31 protein-coding genes are annotated in these 26,325 nt (G+C 45.1%); 19 read left to right on the top strand and 12 right to left on the bottom strand.

The features are described 5' to 3' along the window. Positions 1 to 75: 75 nt before the first annotated feature. The 7 genes from DRW41_RS15815 to DRW41_RS15785 all read right to left on the bottom strand — a co-directional run bounded on the left by DRW41_RS15815 (position 76) and on the right by DRW41_RS15785 (position 3,263). The gene (locus tag DRW41_RS15815) at positions 76 to 417 is read right to left on the bottom strand and encodes a hypothetical protein (RefSeq protein ID WP_142752244.1); all 342 of its coding nucleotides are present in this window, start codon (positions 415 to 417) and stop codon (positions 76 to 78) included. Continuing rightward, entirely contained in the window at positions 410 to 790 is a 381-nt protein-coding gene (locus tag DRW41_RS15810) for a hypothetical protein (RefSeq protein ID WP_115452981.1), read from the bottom strand. The genes DRW41_RS15815 and DRW41_RS15810 overlap by 8 nt, the downstream gene beginning before the upstream one ends. Next, on the bottom strand, positions 768 to 989 hold the full coding sequence (locus DRW41_RS15805; protein WP_115452980.1) for a hypothetical protein: 222 nt from the start codon (positions 987 to 989) through the stop codon (positions 768 to 770). Before DRW41_RS15805 ends, DRW41_RS15810 begins: the two co-directional genes overlap by 23 nt. Beyond that, positions 970 to 1,386 (bottom strand): Hsp20/alpha crystallin family protein, encoded by a 417-nt coding sequence (locus tag DRW41_RS15800; protein ID WP_181884590.1) that lies wholly within the window; start codon positions 1,384 to 1,386, stop codon positions 970 to 972. Before DRW41_RS15800 ends, DRW41_RS15805 begins: the two co-directional genes overlap by 20 nt. Positions 1,387 to 1,520: 134 nt before the next feature. Then, positions 1,521 to 1,766 (bottom strand): hypothetical protein, encoded by a 246-nt coding sequence (locus DRW41_RS15795; RefSeq protein WP_115452978.1) that lies wholly within the window; start codon positions 1,764 to 1,766, stop codon positions 1,521 to 1,523. 31 nt (positions 1,767 to 1,797) lie between these two features. Continuing rightward, a complete protein-coding gene (locus DRW41_RS15790) occupies positions 1,798 to 2,280 on the bottom strand; it encodes a hypothetical protein (RefSeq protein WP_115452977.1) in 483 nt (160 codons plus the stop codon). Between the two features lie 167 nt (positions 2,281 to 2,447). Next, positions 2,448 to 3,263 (bottom strand): CPBP family intramembrane glutamic endopeptidase, encoded by an 816-nt coding sequence (locus DRW41_RS15785; RefSeq protein WP_181884589.1) that lies wholly within the window; start codon positions 3,261 to 3,263, stop codon positions 2,448 to 2,450. Between the two features lie 189 nt (positions 3,264 to 3,452). On the opposite strand from DRW41_RS15785, the gene DRW41_RS15780 reads away from it, so the two are divergent. Further along, positions 3,453 to 4,421 carry an NAD(P)-dependent alcohol dehydrogenase gene (locus DRW41_RS15780; RefSeq protein ID WP_115452975.1) on the top strand — a complete coding sequence of 323 codons (969 nt, stop codon included), beginning with the start codon at positions 3,453 to 3,455 and terminating at the stop codon, positions 4,419 to 4,421. A gap of 61 nt (positions 4,422 to 4,482) precedes the next feature. Continuing rightward, positions 4,483 to 5,094 (top strand): class I SAM-dependent methyltransferase, encoded by a 612-nt coding sequence (locus DRW41_RS15775; RefSeq protein WP_181884588.1) that lies wholly within the window; start codon positions 4,483 to 4,485, stop codon positions 5,092 to 5,094. A gap of 67 nt (positions 5,095 to 5,161) precedes the next feature. Here DRW41_RS15775 and DRW41_RS15770 read toward each other — a convergent pair whose 3' ends face one another. Continuing rightward, positions 5,162 to 5,617 (bottom strand): GNAT family N-acetyltransferase, encoded by a 456-nt coding sequence (locus DRW41_RS15770; protein WP_181884587.1) that lies wholly within the window; start codon positions 5,615 to 5,617, stop codon positions 5,162 to 5,164. Between the two features lie 258 nt (positions 5,618 to 5,875). Between DRW41_RS15770 and DRW41_RS15765 the strand changes: the two genes are divergently transcribed. The 11 genes from DRW41_RS15765 to DRW41_RS23055 all read left to right on the top strand — a co-directional run bounded on the left by DRW41_RS15765 (position 5,876) and on the right by DRW41_RS23055 (position 16,153). Further along, the gene (locus tag DRW41_RS15765) at positions 5,876 to 6,619 is read left to right on the top strand and encodes a YveK family protein (RefSeq protein WP_115452972.1); all 744 of its coding nucleotides are present in this window, start codon (positions 5,876 to 5,878) and stop codon (positions 6,617 to 6,619) included. Further along, complete coding sequence (locus DRW41_RS15760) at positions 6,606 to 7,292, top strand: CpsD/CapB family tyrosine-protein kinase (protein WP_115452971.1); 687 nt, start codon at positions 6,606 to 6,608, stop codon at positions 7,290 to 7,292. Before DRW41_RS15765 ends, DRW41_RS15760 begins: the two co-directional genes overlap by 14 nt. A gap of 306 nt (positions 7,293 to 7,598) precedes the next feature. Beyond that, on the top strand, positions 7,599 to 8,294 hold the full coding sequence (locus tag DRW41_RS15755; RefSeq protein WP_115452970.1) for a sugar transferase: 696 nt from the start codon (positions 7,599 to 7,601) through the stop codon (positions 8,292 to 8,294). A gap of 28 nt (positions 8,295 to 8,322) precedes the next feature. Continuing rightward, positions 8,323 to 9,144: a glycosyltransferase gene (locus DRW41_RS15750; protein WP_115452969.1), complete on the top strand. Its 822-nt coding sequence runs from the start codon at positions 8,323 to 8,325 to the stop codon at positions 9,142 to 9,144. Further along, on the top strand, positions 9,141 to 10,247 hold the full coding sequence (locus DRW41_RS15745) for a glycosyltransferase family 4 protein (RefSeq protein WP_115452968.1): 1,107 nt from the start codon (positions 9,141 to 9,143) through the stop codon (positions 10,245 to 10,247). The genes DRW41_RS15750 and DRW41_RS15745 overlap by 4 nt, the downstream gene beginning before the upstream one ends. Positions 10,248 to 10,321: 74 nt before the next feature. Continuing rightward, positions 10,322 to 11,638, top strand: coding sequence for a lipopolysaccharide biosynthesis protein (locus tag DRW41_RS15740; RefSeq protein ID WP_115452967.1), 1,317 nt, complete (start codon positions 10,322 to 10,324; stop codon positions 11,636 to 11,638). Between the two features lie 55 nt (positions 11,639 to 11,693). Then, complete coding sequence (locus tag DRW41_RS15735; RefSeq protein WP_115452966.1) at positions 11,694 to 12,446, top strand: GNAT family N-acetyltransferase; 753 nt, start codon at positions 11,694 to 11,696, stop codon at positions 12,444 to 12,446. After that, positions 12,440 to 13,810 (top strand): O-antigen ligase family protein, encoded by a 1,371-nt coding sequence (locus DRW41_RS15730; protein WP_115452965.1) that lies wholly within the window; start codon positions 12,440 to 12,442, stop codon positions 13,808 to 13,810. Before DRW41_RS15735 ends, DRW41_RS15730 begins: the two co-directional genes overlap by 7 nt. A 70-nt stretch (positions 13,811 to 13,880) precedes the next feature. Next, positions 13,881 to 14,930: a polysaccharide deacetylase family protein gene (locus tag DRW41_RS15725; RefSeq protein WP_115452964.1), complete on the top strand. Its 1,050-nt coding sequence runs from the start codon at positions 13,881 to 13,883 to the stop codon at positions 14,928 to 14,930. Further along, positions 14,899 to 15,684: a GNAT family N-acetyltransferase gene (locus DRW41_RS15720; protein WP_115452963.1), complete on the top strand. Its 786-nt coding sequence runs from the start codon at positions 14,899 to 14,901 to the stop codon at positions 15,682 to 15,684. Before DRW41_RS15725 ends, DRW41_RS15720 begins: the two co-directional genes overlap by 32 nt. A gap of 235 nt (positions 15,685 to 15,919) precedes the next feature. Continuing rightward, complete coding sequence (locus tag DRW41_RS23055) at positions 15,920 to 16,153, top strand: LSm family protein (protein ID WP_181884584.1); 234 nt, start codon at positions 15,920 to 15,922, stop codon at positions 16,151 to 16,153. A 92-nt stretch (positions 16,154 to 16,245) separates the two neighbouring features. Here the strand turns inward: DRW41_RS23055 and DRW41_RS15710 are convergent, their stop codons facing one another. Continuing rightward, positions 16,246 to 16,944: a class I SAM-dependent methyltransferase gene (locus DRW41_RS15710; protein WP_181884583.1), complete on the bottom strand. Its 699-nt coding sequence runs from the start codon at positions 16,942 to 16,944 to the stop codon at positions 16,246 to 16,248. A gap of 336 nt (positions 16,945 to 17,280) precedes the next feature. Beyond that, entirely contained in the window at positions 17,281 to 18,069 is a 789-nt protein-coding gene (locus tag DRW41_RS15705) for a CAP domain-containing protein (RefSeq protein ID WP_115452961.1), read from the bottom strand. A gap of 388 nt (positions 18,070 to 18,457) precedes the next feature. On the opposite strand from DRW41_RS15705, the gene DRW41_RS15700 reads away from it, so the two are divergent. The 3 genes from DRW41_RS15700 to DRW41_RS15690 all read left to right on the top strand — a co-directional run bounded on the left by DRW41_RS15700 (position 18,458) and on the right by DRW41_RS15690 (position 20,722). After that, the gene (locus DRW41_RS15700) at positions 18,458 to 19,402 is read left to right on the top strand and encodes a hypothetical protein (RefSeq protein WP_115452960.1); all 945 of its coding nucleotides are present in this window, start codon (positions 18,458 to 18,460) and stop codon (positions 19,400 to 19,402) included. Between the two features lie 254 nt (positions 19,403 to 19,656). Then, positions 19,657 to 20,037 carry a CidA/LrgA family protein gene (locus DRW41_RS15695; protein WP_281272323.1) on the top strand — a complete coding sequence of 127 codons (381 nt, stop codon included), beginning with the start codon at positions 19,657 to 19,659 and terminating at the stop codon, positions 20,035 to 20,037. 1 nt (position 20,038) lies between these two features. After that, complete coding sequence (locus DRW41_RS15690) at positions 20,039 to 20,722, top strand: LrgB family protein (protein ID WP_115452959.1); 684 nt, start codon at positions 20,039 to 20,041, stop codon at positions 20,720 to 20,722. A gap of 71 nt (positions 20,723 to 20,793) precedes the next feature. Here DRW41_RS15690 and DRW41_RS15685 read toward each other — a convergent pair whose 3' ends face one another. Together DRW41_RS15685 and DRW41_RS15680 are read right to left on the bottom strand one after the other, a co-directional pair. Further along, positions 20,794 to 21,684, bottom strand: a complete 891-nt coding sequence (locus DRW41_RS15685; RefSeq protein WP_115452958.1) for a manganese catalase family protein — start codon at positions 21,682 to 21,684, stop codon at positions 20,794 to 20,796. Between the two features lie 89 nt (positions 21,685 to 21,773). Then, positions 21,774 to 21,998, bottom strand: coding sequence for a YuzF family protein (locus DRW41_RS15680; protein ID WP_115452957.1), 225 nt, complete (start codon positions 21,996 to 21,998; stop codon positions 21,774 to 21,776). 242 nt (positions 21,999 to 22,240) lie between these two features. Here DRW41_RS15680 and DRW41_RS15675 point away from each other — a divergent pair, with 242 nt between their 5' ends. The 3 genes from DRW41_RS15675 to DRW41_RS15665 all read left to right on the top strand — a co-directional run bounded on the left by DRW41_RS15675 (position 22,241) and on the right by DRW41_RS15665 (position 26,155). Continuing rightward, positions 22,241 to 23,356, top strand: coding sequence for a sugar ABC transporter substrate-binding protein (locus DRW41_RS15675; RefSeq protein ID WP_115452956.1), 1,116 nt, complete (start codon positions 22,241 to 22,243; stop codon positions 23,354 to 23,356). 89 nt (positions 23,357 to 23,445) lie between these two features. Next, positions 23,446 to 24,966 carry an ATP-binding cassette domain-containing protein gene (locus DRW41_RS15670; protein WP_115452955.1) on the top strand — a complete coding sequence of 507 codons (1,521 nt, stop codon included), beginning with the start codon at positions 23,446 to 23,448 and terminating at the stop codon, positions 24,964 to 24,966. Positions 24,967 to 24,979: 13 nt separating this feature from the next. After that, entirely contained in the window at positions 24,980 to 26,155 is a 1,176-nt protein-coding gene (locus DRW41_RS15665; protein ID WP_115452954.1) for a sugar ABC transporter permease, read from the top strand. Positions 26,156 to 26,325 lie beyond the last annotated feature (170 nt).

The raw sequence follows: 26,325 nt of genomic DNA, 5'->3' as shown, positions 1-26,325 counted from the left end.
AATTACAGTCCCTTTTCGGACAGGTTACAGTTTTGTTCGCTATATTAAAAAGAAGTAACGAAAGAAAGTCGGAAATTATTCGTCCACCGGGCCATCCAGCTCATCTTCCTCCACAACCTCCTGTATATCAACATCCTGTTTCCCAATGATTCCCTGGGCGTATTGTGTCAGTGTGTCCTGGCCGGATTCCTCCCCCAATTCATAATTGAAAGAATCATGGGTATCCCGTTCCTCCAGGGAAGCGAAAAGGTCGTGGATATCGGCATTGTCACCAGATACAGTGCCGAATCCCTGGCTGTGCTTCTTATAGCTCGTAAAGCCGCTCGGGAGGTTATTGCCAAGATTGACGCAAGACGCGCCTTCCACAGTACCGATCGTAATTTTTCCGATAAAAAAAGCTGGGGAAAATTTATTCATCATGATTGTCCTTTCCGTCCATAAGTAAATAGGATACCTGCTCGCCATTAATCATAATCTGAATGTCCCGATCGTCTTTTTCTTCTGATGATGATTCCGGGCTGTCTTCAGGCACAGGTTCATTCAATTTCTCTTTTCCATGCACCTTTGGCGAAAAAGTATTACCCAGATTCAGCATTCCGCTTAATTCCTGGATATCCAGCCGTTCGAGATGAAAGGCGAGTTCCTCAAGGTTAAGTTCATTTAAATGGAGATCGTTTATATGAATATCGAAATGGATTTTGCTTTTCTGTGAATCGTTCAGAGCATTTTCAAGCCTGTCCAATCTTTCAGCGAACTTCACCAGGCTTTCAATGATTTTTTCCGTACTCATTGGAATCAGATCCTTTTTTATTGTTTGAAAACAGAGTATGGTTGTTTGCTGCTTGGCTGTTTTTCCCCTTGATGGCGCCAAATCCTTCATTTACTTCTATTCTGCTGACCCTGCCGTTTTGGATGTTTGTCCCTAAAAAAAGCCCGGATGAAGAATGGATCCTGTTAATTTTCAATTCCTTATACCGAATGGTCGTCATGGCTCTCCTCCTGGGCTGAAGTTTTTGAAAATAAGGGGATCGTAATTGTTAATATGCCGTATTCCAATTCCGCCTTTAATCGGTCGGGCAAACAGTGTACAGGCAGTTTGATTTTTTTTTGAAAAGGGCCAAAAAACCGTTCCTGCCTGATAATTTTTTTAGCAGGGATATTAGCCGGGGGATGAATCACTCCGCTTATAATAAGGCTGCCGGAGTTTATTCCGAGATTTATATCGTGAGGCCTGGCACCGGCAAGGTCCGCAGTAATATAAAGCAAGTTTTCGGTCCATATGCAATCAATCCTGGGCCCGATTAACGGAGCGACTTCTGTTAAAAGTTCCATGAAATCGCTGCCTAATGTTTTTGTTATTTTGGAACGATTCGCTTTGCCTTTCACTCGGTCACTCCCTTTCGTATGGAAAGGTTTCATTACTACTTATATGTAGAAAAAGAGGCGTCATGCCACCGACTCCCAGTAAAAAAATACCTGCATGAAAAAAGCATAGCCAAACGGGCGGCTATGCTGCTTCATTAAATTGTCTGTCCTTGCGCGCTTGGCGATACGTTCGCATTGTTCATTTGGCCATCAATGAAATCGAGGTCGTTAATGACGGATCCGTTGGCCGTATTTACTACATTCCCCGCGAAAAATCCTTGCCCGTTATTTACCTTCCGGTGGGCGGCCCAGCCGGGGAGCTGATTCTGTCCAATTGCAACGGTTGAATTCGTATTCTGGGAATTAATATTGATGGCGCCAACTCCGAAGGTAATGGCCACCTGGTTCCCTCCTTTAGAGGCCAGCGGAAAGTTAGAAATGTGTTAAATGGTTAATCTGGGAATCTATAATATCATGATCTGAAACATAGGTTGCATTTTTGGCATTCTGTATGTTGCCGATCAGCCTGCCCTGTCCGGCATTCCGTTTACTGTGTGTGCTCCAGCCGTTCAGGTCATTTTCGCCAACAGCAAGGGCAGCGCAGGAATCCAGCACATTTACGTTTATCCCAACAACGTCCACATGGTTGAGGCTGCTATTGGGCTCACGTTCCATGATGCTTATCGCATTGCTGTTTATTGGAGTATCGACAATATCATTGTCAATAACATAACTATAGTTTCCGGAAACCCGGCAATTGCTCATTGATCCAAAGCCGTAATTCGTTTTACGGTGGGAAGACCAGTTATTGGCATAATTAATTCCGACAAAAATGCCCGACGCCGTATCAATGGCATTTACATTGACCTGGTCGACAATGACCCGGTTCCTCATTCGATTCCGTACCATCTTCATACCAATCCCCTGGTTTTTATGGCAAATATATAGTGTAGAATATGCCATATATCTAAAAAAAGTTCGTTATTCAAAGGAGAGATGAGATTTTTCCAGTCCAGGTACAAACCAGATTGGGGAGTAAATATCATTTGCCGGCGATTTTTATACAGGGCTGCTTAGCTCGGCTACATCGTAGAAGATGGCGCCTCAGGAAAGGGTTTGCTTCGGGAATCAAGCTTTTTCAAAATTACTACGACAAATAGAAACATCACAAATGGGATGAGATAATTTTTTGCCTCTAGTAGAAGGGATGTTATGTGGTGCTCCGAAAGATAGAAAATGCCGCCGTTATCCTGTCCGAGCGTTCCGTTAAAAAGGCCGTAGCACACATTCAGCCCCCAATGGATTCCTGTATTGGCCCAAATAGAACCGGACTTGTAAAAGGCATAGGTGAGCGATAAACCGACAAGGATGGAAAACAACGTATTGGAAAGGCTGAAGCCTTCATTCCAGATGTCATCAAAGGAATAAACCGCTATCGAAATAACAAAGATCCACATTACAGGAACACGGCCGCGCAATTGGGCAAATATAAAACCTCTCGTAATAATGTCATTTAAAAAAGAACCAATAAAGAAAGTTCCCAAAACCAGCCCCACCGTTAGGATCGATTCCCCGAACGGTTTAACCCCTCTTATTTCATATGCGCCAAATCCCCAGGAAAGGGCATAACTGATAAGCCAAAAACAGAAACCAGTCCCAAAGCCGATTGCCAGGTTACTGCGCCATTTTTCATGAAACCGAATCCCGGCATCCTTAAAACCGTTCAGCCGAGTCCATTTTAACAATAAATAAAGGAGAGGGAAGAAGCCGGAAACCAGCAGGAGCTGAACAACCATATTGCCCGATTTGGCGATTGCCACATTTAAATACACATCCAATAGAAAAAATCCGGCCAAAGCTTTTATGAAATGGATTGTTGTTTCATTAGTTTTTTTCAAAAAACCACCCGCCATCCGAATAAGATATTCTCTATAATATCACTGTGAATAAATAGTTAAAACTTTCAATTAATGGATTTTTAAACCATAATAAAAATACATAAAGATTCATAATTCCTTCTAAGATAAATATCTTTAACCTGATTAATCTTTTTAGCAAGATAAAACCAAGGGGTAGGAGGAATCTTTATTAAGGCAATTGTTTATGGTAGGTATGGCCCCCCGGATGTTTTGGAAGTAAAAGAAGTGGAGAAGCCAGAGCCTAAGGAAAATGAAGTATTGGTCAAGGTACATGCGGCATCGATGAATTACGGGAATCTGGTCCTTTTAACAGGTAAACCGTTCCTGGCCCGGTTTGCTTTCGGCCTTTTAAAACCGAAATACGCTATACCCGGAGGAGACATTGCTGGCCGGGTGGAGGCAGTTGGAAAGGGTGTCAAGCAGTTCAAGCCTGGAGATGAAGTGTTTGGTGACTTATCCGGGAGCGGATGGGGCAGTTTTGCGGAATATGTAGCTGCTCCGGAACAAGCCTTTGCGCCAAAGCCATCAAACCTGTCGTTTGAGGAGGCCGCATCGGTTCCGATGGCAGGGGTGACAGCCCTTCAGAGCCTGCGGGATAAGGGCGAGATCAAGTCGGGAAAGAAGGTATTAATCAATGGGGCCTCTGGCGGTGTAGGAACGTTTGCGGTGCAAATCGCCAAATCCTACGGTGCGGAGGTAACCGGAGTTTGCAGCACCAGAAATGTGGAGATCGTTCAATCGATTGGGGCGGATAATGCAATTGATTATACCAAAGAGGATTTTACAACGAAACCGGAGCGGTATGACCTCATTCTTGGTGCTAACGGACATCACCCGATTTCTGCTTATAAGCGGTGTTTGAACCCGGACGGGATTTTTGTTCATGTCGGGGGCTCCGGCGCCCAATTGGCGCAGGCCATGCTTTTAGGTCCATGGATTTCGATGGCAGGAAGCAGGAAGATAGGGAGTTTCTTGCAAAGGGCCAACCAAAAGGATTTATATTATATGAAGGAACTGATCGAGGAAGGCAAAGTGAAGCCGGTTATTGATAGAAGATACACCCTGGAGGAGGTACCCGAAGCTTTCAGGTATTTTTCACAGGGGCATTCGCAAGGAAAAGTGGTCATCACGATGTAAAGTTTAAAAAAGATACTCTTTTGGCCGGATTAAAGGAATGAGCCAATCAGGAGGGTGGGAAGTGGAAATCAACCGCCAAATTCAATTGTTTGATAAACAAGCTAAGCGGTATGCGAAGCCACTCAATCAAAACTCATTCAATTACCGTTTGAGGAAAAAACTTTTGCAATCGGCTAATGGAGATATCCTGGAGCTATCGGTCGGAGCAGGAACAAATTTTCAGTTTTATTCGAAGGACGCTAAAATTACTGCTGTCGATTTCAGCCCAATCATGATTGAAAGAGCCAGAATAAGGGCGGCGCAGGAAACGCTTGATGTGGTGTTTTTAAAAGCCAATGTCGAAGAAGCTGAACTAGAGGACAACCGGTTTGATACGGTCATTTCAACCTTATCGTTATGCTCCTATCCGAATCCCGAAAAGGTACTTGCGCGGATGGTTCACTGGGTAAAGCCGGATGGCCAAATTCTTTTAATGGAGCATGGGCTCAGCACGAATCCCGTATTTGCCTGGCTGCAGAACAAAGCCAATCCTTTTCTTTTGAAAAGGCTTGGTTGTCATCAAAATAGGGATATTTTAAAGCTGGTGGGTGCATCCTCTTTGCGGATTAATAAAATCGAGAGTTTTTGGCTGAATTCTGTTCACCTGATTTGGGCAAGTCCAAGAAATAAATAAGGGAAGGATCCTTGAATGGGCCTTCCCTTTTTTATTTTGGCAAAAGACGTGAGGAGCCAGCCACCGCTCAACCAAAAATCTTCTTGAAAAAATCGAGTTCCATTAACGTTGAAATTTCCCTGAAACCAAGCTTTTTGTATAAGGACTTGGCCGGGTTCCCCGCAAAAACGTTGAGCTGGACCGTGGCGATGCCTCGGGATTGAAGTTCCTGGATAGCGGCCTCCATAAGCTTCCTTCCAATGCCAAAGTTTCTATATTGGGGAAACACGTATAAGTGGAGAAGGTTGCCGGTCACTTTCCCGGTCAAAGGGTTCCAATCAGACCCAATCAGAATCCAGCCCCTTATCGCGCGGTTGTGGTCGTCAACCAGGTAATAGGCCCCGTTTTTTACTATGGGCTGAAACATATTATAGGCGTTCTGCATATTATTGGGGGCGTATCCTACCGTACTTTCCTCGACCACTTGTCCTGCGAATCTAAGAATATAGTCCGTCTCTAACTTGCTGGCTTTTCTTATCGTCATACAGCACCTCGAAGGAAAGGAATATGTAATACTATATCCCCTGGCCAGCCTCAGCGTGCCTATCCGGGCTGATGGCAGTGGGGTATTTATTTGCCCTCCCTTGAGGAACTGCATGCCGTGTGAATTGAAGCTCTGGATGCGTCCCCGGCTTAATAGGTTCAATGGAAGCAAAAATGAAGCACCATCACTCCCTCACTCTGTCATGATTTTCGTTGGACAGCCATATAAATAGGCAGAGGTTATTTGGGGGGTGCGGTAATGGTGGAGAGGCTGTCGTTGAGGGAAGCCGCGGGGGTTCTGCGGAGGCGGCTGTGGCTGGTAATTGCCTTGTCGCTTTCAACAGCGCTTGTGGCGGGAATTTTGAGTTTCTTTGTCTTGGAGCCTCAATATGAATACAGTTCACAATTCCTGGTAAATCAAAAAAGCCCCCGTGGAGTGACAGGGGATGATATCCGGACAAATGTGGAATTGATCAATACTTATAAGGGGATCATTCATAGCCCGATTATTTTGGACGGGGTTATCAAAGAGTTGAAACTAAAGATGCCCGCCGAAAAACTTAGGGAAAAAATAAATATATTAAGCGAGGAAAGCTCCCAGTTGGTAACAGTCAAAGTCGCCGACCCGGATCCGGAACGTGCCGCTGCCATTGCAAATTGGACTGTGAGGATTTTTCAAATGAAAATCCCCCAATTGATGAATGTGGATAATGTGAAAATAATATCGGAAGCGAGGGTGGAGGCGGATTCCCAGCCGGTTTTTCCTAATAAAGGCTTAAATATTACAATCGGGATTATTATTGGCACGATAGCAGGGGCAGGAATCGCCTATGCGCTTGAGTATCTGGACAGCGCTGTTAAAACGGAAAGGGATATTTCGGAAAAACTGCATGTACCTGTGCTCGGGGTGATTTCACATATAAAGGACCAGGACTTTGCATCGGTAAGAAGGTCGCGGGCTGGCCGGCAAAATGGGAGGAGGAACGCAATTGACGTACCGTAGAATCCACCACTGGAACAACAAACAAAAGAATTTACTGTCAAACCTTAACCCAAAATCAGAGATTGCGGAACAGTACCGGACAGTAAGGACGAATATCCAATTTGCGGCGGTCGATAAAAAAATTCAAATAATTATTATTACCTCGGCCTCTCCATCCGAGGGGAAGTCCATGAGCGCGGTGAACCTAGCCGTCGTCTACGCGCAGCAAGGGAAAAATGTCCTCCTTGCAGATGGGGATATGCGGAAACCAACCGTACATTACACCTTTTCATTGGAAAACCATAAAGGATTGAGTACAACATTAGTCGGAAACACAGAGCTTGAAGAGACAATTTTGCCAAGCGGGATTGAAAATCTTGATGTGCTCGTATCTGGACCAATCCCGCCGAACCCTTCAGAATTGCTGGCTTCCCATAAAATGCTTGAATTTTTGGAAGCCGCCAGGAGAGTGTATGACATTGTCATTGTGGATACGCCACCGTTGCTGGCGGTCACGGACCCGCAAATTCTCGTATCGCTCGGGGATGGAACAGTGCTCGTTATCCGCAGCAAGAAGACCGAGATTGAAGATGCCCGGAAAGCAATCCAAATGATTCATTCCGCTAATGGAAAGTTGCTTGGGACAATTTTGAATGATGCCCAGATAATAGAGGGGCATTATTACTATACGTGAGAAATACTACCTGCCCCTTAAAGGCTCCACTTTACAATCGGAGCCTTTTTTTTGTTCGTTATTACGCCCGGAAAGTATAGATGCGGTGGATAACCAAAGAATTAATTCCTAAGAAAAACCTGGTAATAATCAGGCTGGGAGCCCCATAAACTGAAATGAACCTTGGATGCGGCCGCATGAGCACGGAAAACCCTCCCGTGCTGCAATCTATAAACAGAAAGGAGTACATACCCGTCAGGCAAGTTAGGCAGCATTACCCATAAGGGTTTGATATTGAGAACAACTTAGACGGCAGGTGACAGCTTAATGCTCCGAACGGAAAGTACAGAATTAAAATCACCGCCTCATGCTTCGGCGGCTTCCAAAGAGGCACTGATACCAATTTCGGTTATTTACCTAATTGGAAAACGAGGGTTGGATATTTTTGGCGCGCTTTTCGGTTTAATCCTCGCGCTCCCTCTTTTCCTGGTTCTCCGCATACTCTATTGCTTTGGGGAAAACAAAGGACCGCTCCTTTTCAGGCAGCAGCGGTATGGAAGAAATGGAAGGCTGTTTTGGATTTATAAATTCAGGTCAATGGTTGTAAATGCCGAGGAATATCTTAAGCAAAACCCCGCCCTATATAGATGGTATGTAGAAAATAATTACAAACTTGAACCAGAGGAGGATCCGAGAATTACAAAGTTGGGCAAATTTTTACGAAGAACGAGCTTGGACGAGATTCCCCAACTAATTAACGTGTTAATGGGGGATATGAGCCTGGTAGGGCCGCGTCCGGTTGTTGAAGAAGAGTTAAAAGAATACAAACATAAAAAACAAGAGTTTCTGTCGGTAAAACCCGGAATGACAGGCTACTGGCAAGTATGCGGCAGAAGCAGCGTCGGTTATCCTGAGCGGGTTGCCGTGGAACTTCATTATGTGTATAACCAGTCTTTGTTATTGGATATAAAAATTCTCTTTCTGACCATTCTTGTTGTTCTATCAAAAAAAGGCGCTTATTAAACTATTTTCTTGGCTAGGAGAGGCTTGAATGAACAGGATAGCTGTGTTAATACCCGTCTTTAATAACCAGGAAGGCCTGTTGCTTACGATTGCTTCATTTGTTAACGAAAAGGAAGAAGCTGTTGACATTTATGTTGTAGATGATGGGAGCACCCCTGCCATTACTTGCCCTGACAAGATAAACCAGCATGCTGTCCATGTTGTCAGAATGGCGGAAAACAAGGGGATTGAATATGCTTTGAACCATGGTCTGAATACGATTCGTGGAGGGAACTACGAATATATTGCCAGAATAGACGCCGGCGACAGGGTATTGAAAAACCGTTTCAGCAAACAGGCATTTTTTTTATCGGAAAATAAGGAAATTGCTTTGGCAGGCTCTTATTCGAATTTTAAAACAAAAGAAGGAACCTTGCATTTTACGTATAAACCTCCAAAAACTTATAAGGCAATCAAAAGAAAAATGCACATGAATTCCTGTTTCAGCCACCCTGCTGTCATGTTCCGGGCCGACTTAATTGATAAGGTCGGTCCATATTCCTTAGCGTACAAAAGCGCAGAGGACTACGAGTTTTTCTTTAGGATTGTAAACAGATACCAAACGGCGAATCTGGATGACGTCCTGCTCGAGGAGGAATTCAACGACACAGGAATTTCGGCCACAAGGAGAAGGCAGCAGTTATTCAGCAGACTGAAAGTGCAGCTAAAATATTTTGATTTCACCGAAGTTTACAGTTATCTGGGGATTTTTAAAACGGCTGCCCTGTTCATGATCCCGAGAAGCTTCATAGAGAGGGTAAAGTCCTCAGGTTCTGTCCTGGTTCAATCTGAAAATGAGGGGGAGCCATGAAAAAAAGGGTGCTGCTAATTTGTGAGGCACTAAGCGGAGGGGTGCGAAAACATATCGTTACAGTACTCCAACATTTATCGCGTGAAAAGTTCGACATTGCCATAGCCTATGGCGAAGGGCGGGCGGACTCGGTTTTTTGGGAGTTTATTAAAGAAAACAAGGAGAAATTTACGTTTTACGCCATTTCCAGTTTTGTGAGGGAAGTAAGCATTATTGAAGATATAAAGGCGATTCTCCAATTAAAAAAGATTATCAAGGAGTTCCAGCCGGAAATTATCCATTGCCATAGTTCCAAGGCGGGCGGAACAGGGAGGATAGCAGCCCTGTTAAGCGGGCAGTCGAAAGTTTTTTACACTCCGCATGGCTATATTATGCAGTATCCATATATCAGCAGGAACAAAAGGAGGCTGTATGGTTTAATCGAGAGGAATCTCGGCAGGATAACGGACTGTACAATCAATGTCTCAAAAGGGGAGTATGAGGCCGGCCGGCGCTACAATCTATTTCGGTATCAAAAAAGCACAATTATATACAACGGGGCCGAAGATAAAGGTTTTGTAAAACAGGTAAAAAATAACGGGAGGATTATTGTAGGGACTTTGGCAAGATTCGACCAATCCAAGGATCCCTTAAGTTTTTTGGAGATAGCAAAAGCGGTTGTCCGCTTAAACCCAAACGTCGAGTTTTGGTATGCGGGCAGCGGCGATTATTGTAAGGAAGAATTTCTAAAGGTGACAGAAGAAAACCCAAAAATAAAATATCGCGGGTTCATAAGCTCCATTGACGATTATTTGAAAGACGTCGATATTTACTTATCAACCTCCCTGCACGAAGCCTTGCCATATTCGGTCATTGAAGCGATGGCGGTGGGAAAGCCGGTCGTTGCCACGGATGTGGAAGGCAATAATGAACTTGTCGTCCATGGGTATAATGGGTATTTATTCTGTCCGGGAAACATTGAAGAAGCTGTGTTTTATATCATGAAATTGATGGAGGATGAACAGGGCATGGGGAAATGCCAATTGAACAGCTATATGCTGTTTAAAGAGCGTTTTCACATCCAGACAATGATCCAACGATTGGAAGAGGCTTATGGCCAGTAAATTTCCGCGGCCTTCCATCACAACCAAGGAATGCAGTTCCTTTTTGCCGCTGAACAAATCGGAGGTCCGACATAATGAAGCAGCTAGTGAACTTGAAAAACTCGCTCATCAATAACCCCTTTATGAAGAGCATTTCAATCCTTGCCGCCGGAACTGCCATTTCCCATTTGTTTATTTTTTTAACAACCCCGATTTTGACCCATTTGTATTCACCGGAGCAATTTGGGGTTTTCTCGATTTATTTATCGCTTCTGTACAGTCTCTCTGTCATCGCTTCCCTTATGTATGACCAGGCCATTCCGCTGCCGAAGGATGACCAGGAGGGTTGGGATGCGCTCGTTTTATCCCTGATGATTGCGGTTATCATCAGCATCATCGTTTTTGTTTGCGCGCTTATTATTCCGATTGGGAAATGGGTTGGAGCGCCTGAACTTGACCGTTACGCCTGGATGCTCGCTGTAAGTGTCTTTGGGATTGGCTGGTTTCAGGCCTTCAATTCATGGAGCATCCGGATGCGGGACTTTTCCTCCATTTCGAGGTCAAAAATCAATATGAACAGCGGGCAAATGGTATCGCAAATCACTTTGGGCTTTTTCCAGGCGGGCATTTTCGGACTGCTGGCCGGTGAGGTGATTGGAAGGATTTCAGGCTTCGTAACCTTTTTAAAGTATCTATTTAAAAACAAGCCAAAGGTAACGCTTTTTTGTTTCCAAGGTGTAAAGAGGGCAATCATCCGCTATAAAAATTTCCCGCTCATTTCAAGCTGGTCGGCCTTTATTAATATTTCTGGCGCGAGGATTCCGGCTATTTTCCTCGCTGCCCATTATGGACCCGCAGTGGCTGGCTGGTATTTGCTTGCCGAGAAAATCCTGACCGTACCAGAAGCATTGTTGGGCTATTCGGTAAAGCAGGTGTATATGTCGGAATCGTCCAGGCTTCATGCAAGAGGGGAAGAATTCAGCTCGCTTTTTTGGATGACTGTCAAGAAAATGTCCCTTATCGGCGGAGGGATAATCGGGATAATCGCGCTAGCTGTCCCGCCATTCATCCCAATGCTATTTGGCCAAGAGTGGAAAGAAGCCGGCTCTTATCTGCATATCATCGCACTGTTGTTCTTTATGAGGATAGTCGTAAATCCAATCGCCTCGAATTTTTATGTATTGGAATCGCAAGGGCTTCAAATAGTCAGTGAATTGATTCGGTTTTCATTAATATGCCTGTCGATGATCATTTCCTATTTTTACATTGAAAGGGCCGCTTTAGCCATTCTTGTGATTAGTTGTCTTTCTTCAATAGGCTATCTGGCATACGGGATTGTATCCTGGCATATCGTGAGAAAGCATTTCCGGAAAGCAGGGCGATCTGTATCCGGTGAACGAATTGAGAGCTGAGGTGCGATGTGTATTTTCTAATTTTGCGGGTTTTCCCTATAAGGAGTGACCAGGGGTGTTATCGATTTCCAGAACAAGATGGGGTATCCAAATCCAGCAAATCTATTTTCCGAAAGAGCCGGATTTTCATGTCCGTCCTTCGACGGACCTCGTTGGCATCACACAGTCCATTGTTCCGATTGAAGGGTTGAAGCCTATCGAGACGCTCCAGCAGGATTTATCCAAACGCGAAGAAGCATTGTTTGGGGAAATATCCAAATCAGCAAGGCAGCAGATAAAGCAGGCGGGAAAGACTTCTGGCCTTTTTACTTTCATTAATGTCAATCCCTCTGATGAAGACATCACCGTTTTCCAGGAATTTTATAATAAGGCGGCAGATAGGAAACATACCGACCGCTGTACCGATTTTCATGTAGAAAAATTAAAGCTGCTGAGGGACCAAAAAGCGCTAGTTATGACCAAGATTGAAGGGGAAGGGGAGGGAGCTCTTTGTTACAGGGTATACGCAGCCGACGGGGAACGAGCAATGCCTTTTTACTCTGCCTCCCACTTCAGGCTAACGGGTGACAGCCAATTCAGGAGGCTGGTCGGCAAGGCCCACCGGCTTCTTAAATGGGAGAATATTCTTTGGTTTAAAAACAATGGGTACTTGATTTATGATTCGGGCGGCTTAACGCCAGACCCAAATGTGCGGAATTTCAAACTTGAATTCGGGGGAACCATCAAAACGGAGTATTCGGGCTACCTTCCATACTCAACTGCCGGAAAACTGGTGCTAAAGGTAAGGAATTTAAAGAGCCATTGGTAAAAGGAAAAACCGGTAAACAGCTATTCATAAAGGGAGATGATGCCATGCATTCCGCAAAGCCTATATTCTTAAGAGCTGTACTGATCGGGTTGGCGGCTTTGCTTCTGGGATGGATGGCGATTGGCTTCCCGCTTGCTGGGGGACCGACATCCAGCGCCAGCTTTCCCTTAATTGCTATGGCGAGTATCTTTGGCCTTTCAGCGGCAACTTTCCTGCTATTGCTAAGGTGGGAGCATATCCTGTTCGTTTTTGCGTTGAGCGCCGGCTTTCAGTTGTACGACCCTTCCCCTTATGAACTGATGTTTTTCATATTGGCGGCTAGTGGTTTGATTAGGCGGATTCAGTTAAATGGGAACATATTCAAGCATCTTTTGGCCTTCCTGCTGTTCATCTTTCTGGTTTTCGGGACGGTTTCCCTGTTCTTCGCGGCAAATTTTTCAAAGGCGGCTGCCTGGCATGGGATAACGGTGTTTTTGGTATGCAGCGGGCTCTTTCTCGCTTTGGCCATCAAAAATAATAAGCATTTGGAGTTTTTTCTGAAAGGATATATCGCGGGGGCTGTTGCCAACAGCGTCCTTGGCATAGCCGGTTACCTCGCCAATGAAAATCTTGGCAATAGCACTCGGCTGGAAGGATTTTTCCAGGATCCGAATATTTTTAGTCCGTACTTAATTATTGCGCTTTTGCTTGTTCTTGAAGATACCCTGAATCCCGCATTATTTAAATCCAGGGTATTCAAATATTCGTCAATTGCATTATTGGCGGGCGCGGTTGTGCTGGCAATGTCCCGGGCCGGCTGGATCAATCTAGTAGTATCACTTGTTGTGTACCTTGTTATTAAGGTGCTGAAGGGGGAACTGAAGCCAGGCTTTGTAGTCAAATCGTTCCTAATCCCCTCATCCCTGCTCGTGTCTGTCTATTTTATGTTTCCCGCCATTACGGCAAGGTTCATCAAGCTGCTTATGGAAAGGACCACACTCCAAAACTATGACAACGAACGTTTCAATGCGCAGCTTTTCGCGTTAAAGGTGCTGAAAAGCAATATTTTTGGCATAGGTCCCGGTGAAATGACATCCATCTATTATATGGACCCGCATAATACGTACCTTCGCCTGTTTGCCGAATACGGATGGATTGCAGGCACCTCTCTGCTGCTGCTCCTTGTAGTCCTGGCCGCCACCCTGTTTGTGAGGAGCCTGTCATGCGGGAAAAACAAGTTCAATTTTCATCTCGTCTTTCTGTGCGCGATGGCCGGTTCGTTTGTGAATATCCTTGTTGTGGATGCCCTTCACTGGAGGCATTTCTGGATTTTATTTGGGCTATGCTGTTATTCGGTCGTTTCCAAAAAACAGGATTCGCGTTGAAATAGGGATGCAGTACAAGCAGCTTACGTTGGAAGGGGAAACTTAAAAATTTTTTAAAAGATAGGGGTTGATGGCATTGGAATGCAAGCGAATCGGCACATTCATCATCTCTCTGGATTTCGAACTATTTTGGGGAGTACATGATGTTTATGAAAAGAAAGACTATGAAGAGAATGTCCGTGGTGCGCATGCGGTTGTCGTTTCGCTTCTGGATTTGTTCTCCCGCTACAAGATACATGCCACGTGGGCTATCGTCGGCATGATTTATTTTGAAAATATGAAACAGCTAAAAAAGATGATTCCGGCCACTAAACCATCCTATAGCCAGAAAAGGTTGTCTTCGTACTATTACATGGAAACTCACCCGATTGGAGAAAGCGATTTGAATTTGTTTTTTGCCCCCCATCTCGTTGAACGTATTGCTTCCGCTCCCTTTCAGGAGGTGGCTACCCATACATTTTCCCATTATTACTGTTTGGAAGAAGGACAAACATTGGAGCAGTTTTCCTGTGATTTGCGGACGGCGCGGGAGCTGAACCGGAAGCGCGGCTGGGAAATAAAATCGATTGTGTTTCCGCGCAATCAGGTTGACGATGAGTATTTAAAAGAATGCAAACGGCTCGGCATGGCTGCCTACCGTGGAAATGAGGAAAGCTGGGCATACCGGATGGAATCTTCGGAAAGAAGGAGATACGCGAAACGAGCCTTCCGATTATTTGACCGGTATATACCCATTTTTGGCCAGCACACATTTCGGCCCATTGCAGGGGAAGACAGTTCCATCCCTGTCAATATTAGAGCAAGCAGGTATTTGGCGAAGGTATCGGAGCGGCTTAAATTGCTTGAGGGTTTGCGGCTGAAACGGATCAAGGGCGAGATGACCTATGCCGCGAAATCAGGCGAGGCCTATCATCTTTGGTGGCACCCGCATGATTTTGGGGGGAATATTAGGGATAATGTAGGCTTCCTGGAAGAGATACTAAAGCATTTTGAGTATTTACGGCGGACATATGGTTTCAGGAGCAGGAATATGATTGAGCTTGCGGATGAACTAACGGTCGGAAATACGCCTGGGGAGGAGCTTAAGGATGCACATCCAATGGAAGAAGCGACTGTTTGAGATAAATGAAATCTACGGACTGGATGGCGGGGCCGAGCTGCCCGCCGCTGATATGTATGCCTATTTTCAGCAAACCCAACCAGTTGAACCAGGCCGATGGAATGCTATCCACAAACGGGGACTAACTCTTTGCATCGACTTAAAAAAAGATGAGGAGCAGCTGAAATCAGAGCTGAATAAATCGACCCGTTACCAAATCAACAAAGCGGCAAGGGAGGAATTGTCTGTCGAGTTCATTAGCGACCCGGACAAGGACGAGATTGAATCCTTCAAAGCGTTTTTTAATCCCTATGCCAAAGAGAAAGGAATTGAGCTTTTTCAGGACGAGCGGATAAAGGGCATCCACGCCCTCGGCATGGTGACAATTACATATGTCTACCATAAAAGTGGGCAAAGGCTCGCCGGCCATTTGTATTTTTCCGACGGCTCCAGGGCCAGGATGTTTTATTCGTGCTCCGGCAGGTTTACGGACAACGGCATCCCTAAAAATGAAATCGGGCGGGCCAACCGGTTTCTTCACTGGAGGGACATACTCAATTTTAAAAAGAGGGGATACATGCTATATGACTTTTTCGGTCTATCCCTTGATGAACACGATGTTGACCAGCAAAATATCAATCAATTCAAAAGGAGCTTTGGCGGAGAAGAAATCGTGGAATACCGAAGCTTTATCCCCAATAGCCTAAAAGGAAACCTCCTCATCCTCCTCCTCAAACTAAAATGGCGCAACCAGCCCGAACTCATTCGAAAGTGAAGCAGGAAACGTGACTTTTGCTTCACTTTTTCGCTTGGAAACAGGTTTTGGGATCCTTCTTTACGTTTCACTAATTCGCTGCTTCAAATACCCGGAACGTATACAGGCCGCTGGGAATAGTTTGTCATTGTAGTGGAGTAAAGGAGATAGGGAAATGCAGTAAAACAGCAATTCGAATGCTATTGATTTTCAGCGGGAGCACATCAAAGATTTCTATGAAAAGTGCAAAAAGCAATTGTATCAATTTATCCAGGTGGAATTGAAGGATGGGGCAGTCTACCAAGGCATCCTTCATAGTTATAACAAGGAGAAGATGTACCTCATCATGCCAAATATGCACCATAAGGGCATGCGAACGGAATCGGTGCATGAAAGCAGGCTCTTTTCATTCTTCGGGCCATTCGGGCTCTTTGGATTCCTGTTCTTTGGGATTCGTGCATTCGGGCCGTTTTTCCCATTCTTTATTTGAGGAACAAAAAGGCTTGCAGCGGGAACCTTCGCTGCGAGCCTTTTTAAATATATTCCAAGTTTTAAACAACTGCATGCCCTGTGAAAATCCAATCATTTTGTACAAGTGAGGACTCGGTAACTAAGGATGTCCTGGTATTTCAGCATAATCATATAGTGTTGGTTGAATACTTCGAAAAGATTCGGTTCGATAACATCCGAGTAATGAAATTCAGGCATCTGATGTGTTTGGAGAATGGACTGGCCGTTCCGGTTGATCGCGATGTTTTTAAAGCCTGCCTGTTCGAGTAAAACCTTCCAGTCCAATTCCAATGGAAGGGAATCGAAACCATAAAATGCTTTTATTTCTTCGGCATCCTTAGGATCGGGCTGTTTATTAACGGTCAATTCATTGACGATGAATCGCCCGCCGCTTCGCAATACCCGATATATTTCCTGAAGGGCCTTCTGTTTATTTACAAAGGAAAGAACCGATTCAGAAAGAACAAAGTCGAAACTCCCGTCCTCCAGAGGGATATCCTCAATTGATCCAAGAATGATTTTTACGGGAACCTGATGCGCGGCCATTCGATTTTTGGCTTTTTCGACCATTATGGGATTAATGTCCATGCCGGTTATGTCAGCTCCGTATTGCAAAGCAAGGAAAGCGGCTGTCTGCCCTGTACCGCAGCCAACATCCAAAATGGTGGAGGTTTGGCCGATTTGCTCTCCCATTAGCATTTCCTTGGTAAGATTTAAGCCACCTGGATGAGCACCGCCAATGCCAAATTTGGACAAAAAATCTAAATACATTGAAGCCCCAATTGGAAACCCCCTCCTCAATTCAGCTTATTTACATCATATGAAAGGAGATTTGAGAAGGTTCTTGCCAATTTAGTCCAATGCCCAACCTCGTTTTAACCATCTCTGCTCGCTATTCTTTTAACAAACCACCGCTATCCCCGTTTTTCCCATATGAACTGGCCCGAATCTCTTCCCTTTTTATCCATATTCAAAATTTACGAATCTTATTTTAGTTCTATTCGTATTTTTGGTAAGGAATGGGGCGGCCAGTACCTGAAGCAGGGGACGTGCTGCTGCTTCATTCGAAAACTGAATGAAGCGCCTGCTCCGTCCCCCGGTTCACTATTACTTGCCGATAAATTCCTGAGTCCAGTAATTCCCCTGGGCGATGTGGCCAACCCCAATGTGGGTAAAATTAGGATTGAGGATGTTTTTGCGGTGCCCTTCGCTGTTCATCCAGGCAGTGACAACTTCCTGAGGCGTGCGTTGGCCCATTGCGATATTCTCCCCAGCAGATGAGTAGGAAATGCCGAATTTCTTCATCATATCAAATGGAGAACCGTACGTCGGGCTGTTATGGTCAAAGTAGCCGTTCGCGGACATATCCCGGGACTTTTCACGGGCCATTTTGCTTAAATTGGCGTCTACTTTTAGCGCGCCCAGGCCTGCTTTTGCGCGCTCCTGGTTTGTAAGTGTGACGACCTGCTGCTCATATGCGCTCAACACGCTTGATTTCTGTTCTGCAGGCGCGGATTGTTTCACCGGAGCCGGAGTTGGTGCTTTCGCAGGAGCTTTCGTAGGTGCTTTCACAGGTGCTTTCACCGCTGATGATGGTTGGGAAGGTTTCGGCGCTGCTGGTTTTGCCGGTGCCTTAGGAGCGGGAGCAGCCTGCTTTGCGGGAGCATACGCAGGTTTTTGAACTTGCTTTAAGAAATCCTGCAATCCAAAGCGTTTAAGTGTTTCTTCTATATATCTATTCATCTCAATTGTATTGATATTCTTGCTTTGATAAACGTACACGTGCTCTTGGACAGTCGGGGCGGGAGACGATGCTTCCGCTTTCTCCGGCATTTGTCCGGCCATCCACAGGGATGAAGCCACTGCAAAAGAAAGAATGATCTTTTTCTTTTTCATCTATCCATACCTCCTGTTTTGTTTAAACTAATAGTTAAGTTGCTTGTTGCCGCAAGCACGTTTATCGTAACATATGTTTTTTGTCATATTTGTGGTTAATCCTGCTAACAGTTGGCCAGTAAGTATATGGCTTACCCTTGAAAGGGACCTTAAACGTTGATATAAATGATTTTAAGAGACCAATGGAGCAGCCAGACAGTTTGCCCAATTTTCTCAAAGTCTAGCAGCGGTTCCAATAATTACGGGGTTTAAGGGGTTGACAGCCGTTTTAAATCTCCTTTTATGTTACAGTTTGTTTAGAGATATGTAACAAACCGCATAGGTATAGTGAAGTGGCAGACCAGCCACCTTCTTCCATCTGCATTTTCCGGGAAAGGGGGGAATGGAATTGGCATTAATGCTTAAAGGCAAAAAGTTTTTTGCTTATCTCATTATTTTTATCGCCCATGTGATGGGGCTGATCGCGATAGGAGAGTTTATAGGGGAACGGGATTATTCCTTGCTCGCGATGTATGTCCTTTTTGGATTAATTCCGTTTCTAGTGGGATTCATTCTTATGAGAGGCAAACAAATCTTTTACCGATATTCAAAGGGGAAATACATTTTTACGTTAAAAAAGCTGTACAGCCCAAATCTGCGGGTGTATCTGTATATTACAATTGCCATTCCCTGCTTTTACTCCTTGATGAAATTCTGGAACCTAGGGAAATATCAAAAACTAGCAAACATTAAAGATATTTGGCTGTTTCCCGCATCGTATATGTGGCTGGACTATTTCTTGATTATTACTGGACTTCTTTCCTTTATAATGGCGGGGCGCATCTTTGTCGCCGGGTTAAAAGAAGTGGAGAGATCCTCGATTGCTATTTTTTCTTTCAGCTTCCTGCTTACCGCATCAATCATTCTTTTGACAAACAATGATTTTGAAGCAGTAAGAAAGGATGGAATCGTAACGCAGAAACTGGGGAAGATGGAGAGTATTCCTTGGGCGGACGTTAAGAATGTTGGCATTAACGGTTACCTTTCACAGGATGGTTTTTCCTCCACAGCCTCCAAAAGCTTTAAGTGGGAATTCATTTTTTATCTTAAAAATGGGAAGGATAAGGTGATTGGCCCGTTCTATTATGGAAACAGCTATTTGGGCGCTTCACTAGATATAAAAAAATTGATCATCGAAAAAAGAATACCTATGTCCACGGATAGGATTTCTGAAAAAGAATGGGATTTTATCGAAGTTGATATGGAATACAATGAGGGGAGTCCGGAAGATTTTTATACTTTTTTTCAATTCGACCCGGAGAGCAAAAAGTATTATAATATCCCGTATGAATAAGCTGTCCGTAAGTGGGGCAGCTTTTTTGCTATATAGGATTCACTGTCTATAATAAGGAGGGGCGGCGAAAATTCCGTTAGGTGCCACCAAAGTAAAAATGTGAGTGGCATTGTTCGGGTAAACTCCCGCAAAGATGTCGTTCAATGCAGATGAACGACAAAGATTTGGGTAGACGAGAAAAGGTGTCGCTCAAATCCGGATAAGCGACAAAAACTCGCCCAAGAGCCAAATTAACTATGAAACTTACCTAGGGGGTGAAGTGGTTGTTGCGTGTAAAACAAGCGCTTCTTTTTTTCTTACAGCTGTTTTTTATATGGATAATATATAGCACGTCTGTCCAGGTTACACGTATTTTTCATTTGCCTATCCCCGCGAGTGTTCTGGGCATGGCCGGTTTATTCTTGCTCCTGTGCTCCGGAATTGTGAAGCTTCATTATGTAGAACTTGCGGGGTCTTTTTTGAACAGGCACCTCGGATTCTTCTTTATTCCTATAACAGTCGGATTAATGGACTTTGGCGGGCTGATTAAGGCTAGTGGTCTGCAAATTTTGGTAATGATTGCGGGAAGTACTGTATTGGGGCTATTGGTTACTGGAGGGCTCGCCCATTATTTTTCAGGGGAGGAACGAAACTAGCATGAACGGCATAACACTCTTTAGCATCGTTCTAACAATAGCGGCCTATTGCGGGGCTATGATTCTTTCACGAAAGGTCCCATCCCCTCTCACCTCGCCTGTCATGACTTCGACGGCGGCGATTATTCTAGTTCTATCATTGATGGATATCGACTACGAGGACTATACCCCAGCGAAGGAGTGGATGACTTTTTTGCTAGGTCCCGCGACGGTGGCGCTCGCCTTGCCTTTGTATAAGGCAAGGAAGATTCTCATCAAGAGATTCAAGTCTATCATGGCGGGGTTGTTCACTGGGACGCTAACCACCATTTTTTCGGCGGTTTTGCTTTCAAAAGCGCTCGGGCTTTCTGAAGGACTTCAAGCTGCGGCGGCAGTAAAGGCGGTCACTTCGCCGGTTGCAATAGAGGCGGCGCTTTTGATTGGCGGAAATCCCGCTATCGCGGTGGCATTTGTCATGGCAGCGGGAATTTTCGGAGCGGTTTTCGGGCCATTGATTTTAACAGTTGCGAGAATAACGGACCCGTTTGCACGGGGCCTTGGGATCGGGACTGTTTCCCACGGAATCGGAACCGGCCAGGTCATGAAAGAAGGTGCACTGCAAGGGGCCGCCTCAAGCATCGGCATGGGAATGGCAGCTGTTATAACATCCCTTATTTTACCGTGGCTTTACCCGCTAATAAAATAAAGGGGGGCGTTCTTACGATCCATTTGGGATCTTTACGAATCACTGGGTCCGCCCCCTGCTTCACTATGCTTCTACATATTGGCCATAAGCCTTTTAAGGATGCGTTCGTAGTCGTCCCGGTCGATGCCGGGAGCGAATTGCTCGGGCTTTTCCTCGAAATCTGGAACGGGAGCCCCTTCAGGCATACCGTCGATGACGTGGAGCGGCTCGCCTGTCTCCGGGTTCGGGCCTTTCCAGATACGGGCAATATCCCGGTATTCGGGTTCGCCCCACGTGTACAGGACATTATACAGCCCCTGTGCCATAAACTTTTTGGCATAATCGAATTTATTGTTATCTAGGCTTGGCACAGGGAGCATTTTGCCGACTTCTACACCGGTGGCAACTTCAAGGGCCTTTGCGTAGGCGATGATATGTGTGCCTCCGCGGACAAGCAGGTAGCCGATCATTTCCCTTGCAACAGGGTTGGTTGTCATCTCATAAACCCGCATCTTATGTGTCCTCGCGCCGATTTCAAGTAAGTAATTATGAAGAAGATCCGCAACAAGGTTGCCGCTGTTCGTAACAAATTCCCCGTTCCATGGCCGTCCCATCCCGTCACCTGGATAAGCTGTTTGGGCAGTCGTTGTAAAATGAAGGGAGTAGCGCGCATCCTTTCCGTTCATGAGCGGAGCCAAATCCGGATCGGCTTCAAATGTAGTGCCGAAAGAGAGCAGGTTAATCGTATTCGCAACGAGCTCAACATGGCCGAATTCCTCGGCTGTGATGCTTGCGATAATATCATAAAAAGGCTTCAGCTTCTTTTTGCCCCGAAAATTAAAGGACTGGAACATGTAATTGTTCAAGGTCGACATTTCGCCAAACTTTCCGCCCATCAACTCTTGGACTGCGGCTGCCGCATTCGGATCGCCATGTTCGGGCCTCGGCAATTCAATTGCAATCCTATTCACGCGCTTCATCATATGGGCCACCTCCAAAAAGGTATTTTAAATCGGTCCGTACCTGAATGAACCAGAGCTTTTCCCAGTTTCATCAACGAATGAAGCAAGCTTTACTCCATCACCAATTCGGGGTTTGGGACGACCCAGACGATTTGGGCTGTCCGGATGAAGAAGGCGTTTCTGCCGAGTTCCACAACGATATGGTCGGGCTGTACGCTGGCGAGCCTTCCCCGCACTGATCCTCTCGAGGTTTCCACTGCAACATTTGAACCTACGATTCCTGAAAGAGCCTGAAATACATAAGGATCGCTTATTTTCCATTCAATATTGTCCATTTTTCCCCCTCCTGTACTCATATCAAGGAAGTATATGTTTGAGGATGAAAATATATATTTGAAATCGACAATAATGGTTGGAAAAAGGAAGAAGGAGATACGTCCCCTGCTTCACATTTTTTTTAGGTTAAAAAAGTACAGCAAATATTAAAAGAATACTATTGATAGCGCTTTCATAGTGTATTTTTTTATAGAATAATTGGTTTATAGGCACTGAATGCCATTTTAAAAGGAGGATTATGATGAAGAGAAGCTGGAAGGTTATTTCTTTACTTATTGCTGTGATGATGTTCATGGTTATTGCAACAGGCTGCAACGAGTCAACTGGCGGTAAAAGCAAAAGTAAGGTGAGTGTCGGGATTGTTCTGCCAACGAAGGATGAGCCTAGGTGGGTACAGGATGAGCAAAGGTTTAAGGACGCGCTGAAAGGCACGGATTATACGACTGAAATCCTGTTCAGCCAGGGATCCTCGGCCAAGGAAAAAGAAAACGTTGAAACTCTTCTGAATAAAGGAATCCAAGTTCTAATTATTTGTCCTCATGATGGCGATGCAGCTGCTGCAGCGGTTGAAGAGGCCAAAAAAGAAGGCGTTAAGGTTATTTCCTATGACAGGCTGATAACTAATACAGATGCGATTGATTACTATGTTACATTTGACAGCCTCGCGGTAGGTGCCGCACAGGCGCAATACCTGATTGACAAAGCAAACGGATCCGGCGTACCTCTTTACCTTTATGCGGGTGCTGCTTCCGACAATAACGCATTTTTGTTTTTCCAGGGCGCATGGAGCGTTCTTCAGCCAAAAATAGCTGATGGAACCTTCAAAATTGCCAACTCAAGCGAAGCGATTAAGCTCAAGGATACTGCTGAACTTACACGCGACCAGTTAAGCAAGATTATCGGCCAGGTTACAACCAACTGGGATGCAAACGAAGCGAAAAACAAAGCACAGACGCATTTGACTGCAGCTGCAGCGGATATGAAAGGCGATGTCGCAGTACTTGCTCCGAATGATGGAACTGCCCGATCAATTGCGGACGTATTTGCAACTGATAATGAAATTACCAGCTTCACAGTAACTGGCCAGGACGCGGAAAAAGCGTCAATCCAGTACATTCTTGATAGCAAGCAATCCATGACTGTCTTTAAGGATGTCCGCACACTTGTTAAGGATGCAATGGGCATGGCAGTCAACCTTCTTGATAAAAAAGACCCTGAAACAACAGGTTCTTATAATAACGGCAGCATCGATGTAAAGGCAAAGCAAACGGATGTCATTGTCGTTGATAAGGAAAACGTAAAGGCAGAATTGATTGATTCCGATTACTACAAGGCAAGTGACTTCACTGGACTCTAAGATAAAAGCATAGGCATGTTGCGGAATAGTGATAGATACGTCTATCACTTTTTCGCCATTGCGATAGCTGTTTGCAGGGAGGGATCGTGTTGAGCGAATATATTCTGGAAATGAAAGATATTTCCAAAGAGTTTACCGGGGTCAAAGCGCTCACCAACGTCAATTTTAAGGTAAAAAAAGGCGAGATTCACTGCCTGATAGGCGAGAATGGGGCAGGCAAATCAACACTGATGAAAGTACTGAGCGGGGTGCATCCATATGGCACCTATGAAGGCGATATCGTGTTCGAGGGAAAGGTACAGCAATTCAAGAAAATTAGCGACAGTGTAAAAGCGGGCATCGTGATTATTTATCAGGAGCTTGCGCTGTTTCCGGATCTCACTGTCTATGAAAATATTTTTGCGGGAAACGAAGTGAAGCGCGGCGCGATTGTGGATTGGAACCAGACAATTGCCAAAGCGAAGGAAATGCTGCGGAAGGTAAAACTGGACGTTAATCCTGAAACTCTTGTAAAAGATTTGAGTGTAGGGAAGCAGCAATTGGTCGAAATCGCCAAAGCGCTTAGCAAGGATGTCAAGCTGCTGATTCTGGATGAGCCGACTGCGGCGCTCAATGAGGACGACAGCGAAAACCTGTTGAAGCTGCTCGGTGAGCTGAAGAATCAAGGTATTACCTGCATAATGATTTCCCATAAACTGAAGGAAGTCATTTCAATTTCGGATCAGGCAACGGTTCTGCGCGATGGACGCACGATTTGTACACTCGATGCCTCCAATGGAGAAGTTTCCGAAAACGTCATTATTAAAAACATGGTCGGACGCGAAATCGATGATATTTACCCAAAAAGGCCAAACAAGAATTTTGGTAAGAAAATACTTGAACTGCGGAATTGGTCCGCTTATTCCCAACAATTAGGCAGGCAGGTTGTAAAAAACGTCAATTTCCACGTAAAAAAGGGGGAGATTGTCGGGATAGCCGGCTTGATGGGTTCGGGACGCACGGAGCTGGCATTAAGCATTTTTGGAAACCCCAAGTCTTATAAGGTACAGGGGGAACTGCTGGTGGACGGTTCGCCAAAATCGTTCACGCATCCAAGTGACGCCATCAAATCAGGGATTGCCTATGTTACTGAAGACCGGAAGGGTGACGGGCTGTTTTTAATCCAGGATATTAAGAACAATGTTTCCGCCGCTTACCTGAAAAAGGTTTCCGATAAGGGTATCATCAACGAGAACGAAGAGGTCAGGAAAGTAACGGAGTATAAAAATAATTTGTACATTAAAGCACATTCCCTTGAACAGGTCGTTGGCAATCTAAGCGGGGGCAACCAGCAGAAGGTTTCACTTGGAAAGTGGCTGTTTGTCGGGCCAAGGCTGCTTATCTTGGACGAACCGACACGCGGAATTGATGTTGGCGCCAAGTTTGAAATTTATACGATTATGAACCAGTTGATTGACGAAGGCATGAGCATTATCATGATTTCCTCAGAGCTTGGCGAAGTGCTGGGAATGAGTGATCGCGTGTATGTCATGGCAGAGGGCGAAATTAAAGGCGAGTTGTCAATTGAAGAGGCAAACCAAGAAAATATCATGCAGCTTGCTACGCAATAGGAGGTAAAATCCTGTGAACTTTTTTACTGAAGCAAAATCATTAGTCAAAGAAAATATTCGTGACTACGGCATGTATATTGCCTTACTCTTCATCATGCTTACCTTCTCGTTCATGACGGATGGATTGTTCATGTCGTCCCGCAATATTAGCAATCTATTGGATTCGACAGGTTACATTGCGGTCCTTGCTGTAGGCATGACGCTCGTTATCGTCATCAGGCACATTGACCTCTCCGTTGGTTTCGCTGCTGGATTCATGGGGGCGATCGCTGCAATTCTTCTTACAAAAGCCGGGGTGCCCGTTTATTTTACCATTCCGATTATCCTTGCCCTTGGCATCGTAATCGGCCTTTTCAATGGCTTGCTTATCGCGTGGTTTGGGATTCCCGCCTTTGTCGCGACCCTTGCCGGAATGCTTATCTTTAGGGGTGCGCTTCTCCAAGTAACCGAACAGACAGGAACAATCATCATTAGGGATAAAGCCTTTAATGCCATCGGCAACGGGTATCTCCCTTCTATAATGGAAGTTAATGGCCTCCACCTGCTCTCCTTGATTTTAGGCGCATTGTTCATTGTATTTTATATATATAGTGAATTGTCCACTCGCAAAAACAAGATTAAATATCAGTTTGAAGTTGTCTCAAAAGGGATTTTTACGCTGAAGCTGGTTTTAGTTTCCTTTATTATCGCGTATATTACGTGGATTTTGGCAGGATATAACGGCTTTTCATGGACAGTTGTCATTATGCTGCTTGTCGTGGCCATCTATCATTTCCTTACAAAGAAAACCGTGCTTGGCCGGCACATCTACGCGGTAGGAAGCAATCCGGAAGCGGCGCATCTAAGCGGGATTAACGTAAACAAAATTACGTATATCGTATTTGGGTCTATGGGAATGCTTGCGGCTCTCTCAGGAATTCTGTTCACCTCCCGGCTTCAATCCGCAACGACAACGGCAGGGACGCTTTTCGAGCTTGACGCTATTGCTGCCGCATATGTCGGAGGTGTATCGTCCGCGGGCGGTGTTGGAAAGGTTTCAGGGGCGATAATTGGAGCAATTGTTATGGCCTCCCTTTCAAGCGGGATGAACTTGTTGGGCGTTGGAATCTCCTACCAGTACATAATCCGCGGAGGAGTCCTGGCAGGCGCAGTTATTTTTGATGTTATGACCCGGAAGAAGCGAGGCTAAAGCCAAACCGCGCAGCTGAATAAGGGCAAGAGGGGTACCTTATTTATAGGGTACCCCTGCTTTTTATTGAGTTTCCTTCGGGGAGCAACCTACTCCCAGGGTAAAACTCCGTAATTCCAGGGTGGCTCTTTTTTAAACACCTCAGATACTATTGAGAAAATGCGGGTAGA

The organism is Neobacillus piezotolerans (genome assembly GCF_003362805.1).
Lineage (GTDB): Bacteria > Bacillota > Bacilli > Bacillales > Cytobacillaceae > Bacillus_D > Bacillus_D piezotolerans.
The sequence above is the reverse complement of the archived record's forward strand: the minus strand, read 5'-3'. Positions and strand labels throughout refer to the sequence as shown.

Bases quoted from the DNA above. Each gene is read 5' to 3' on its own strand.
- DRW41_RS15690 (WP_115452959.1), top strand. From the start codon at position 20,039: ATGAACGGCATAACACTCTTTAGCATCGTTCTAACAATAGCGGCCTAT.
- DRW41_RS15740 (WP_115452967.1), top strand. From the start codon at position 10,322: ATGAAGCAGCTAGTGAACTTGAAAAACTCGCTCATCAATAACCCCTTT.
- DRW41_RS15755 (WP_115452970.1), top strand. From the start codon at position 7,599: ATGCTCCGAACGGAAAGTACAGAATTAAAATCACCGCCTCATGCTTCG.
- DRW41_RS15765 (WP_115452972.1), top strand. From the start codon at position 5,876: ATGGTGGAGAGGCTGTCGTTGAGGGAAGCCGCGGGGGTTCTGCGGAGG.
- DRW41_RS15790 (WP_115452977.1), bottom strand. From the start codon at position 2,280: ATGAAGATGGTACGGAATCGAATGAGGAACCGGGTCATTGTCGACCAG.
- DRW41_RS15750 (WP_115452969.1), top strand. From the start codon at position 8,323: ATGAACAGGATAGCTGTGTTAATACCCGTCTTTAATAACCAGGAAGGC.
- DRW41_RS15685 (WP_115452958.1), bottom strand. From the start codon at position 21,684: ATGATGAAGCGCGTGAATAGGATTGCAATTGAATTGCCGAGGCCCGAA.
- DRW41_RS15725 (WP_115452964.1), top strand. From the start codon at position 13,881: ATGGCATTGGAATGCAAGCGAATCGGCACATTCATCATCTCTCTGGAT.
- DRW41_RS15805 (WP_115452980.1), bottom strand. From the start codon at position 989: ATGACGACCATTCGGTATAAGGAATTGAAAATTAACAGGATCCATTCT.
- DRW41_RS15710 (WP_181884583.1), bottom strand. From the start codon at position 16,944: ATGTATTTAGATTTTTTGTCCAAATTTGGCATTGGCGGTGCTCATCCA.
- DRW41_RS15705 (WP_115452961.1), bottom strand. From the start codon at position 18,069: ATGAAAAAGAAAAAGATCATTCTTTCTTTTGCAGTGGCTTCATCCCTG.
- DRW41_RS15675 (WP_115452956.1), top strand. From the start codon at position 22,241: ATGAAGAGAAGCTGGAAGGTTATTTCTTTACTTATTGCTGTGATGATG.
- DRW41_RS15745 (WP_115452968.1), top strand. From the start codon at position 9,141: ATGAAAAAAAGGGTGCTGCTAATTTGTGAGGCACTAAGCGGAGGGGTG.
- DRW41_RS15680 (WP_115452957.1), bottom strand. From the start codon at position 21,998: ATGGACAATATTGAATGGAAAATAAGCGATCCTTATGTATTTCAGGCT.
- DRW41_RS15810 (WP_115452981.1), bottom strand. From the start codon at position 790: ATGAGTACGGAAAAAATCATTGAAAGCCTGGTGAAGTTCGCTGAAAGA.
- DRW41_RS15770 (WP_181884587.1), bottom strand. From the start codon at position 5,617: ATGACGATAAGAAAAGCCAGCAAGTTAGAGACGGACTATATTCTTAGA.
- DRW41_RS15815 (WP_142752244.1), bottom strand. From the start codon at position 417: ATGAATAAATTTTCCCCAGCTTTTTTTATCGGAAAAATTACGATCGGT.
- DRW41_RS15720 (WP_115452963.1), top strand. From the start codon at position 14,899: ATGCACATCCAATGGAAGAAGCGACTGTTTGAGATAAATGAAATCTAC.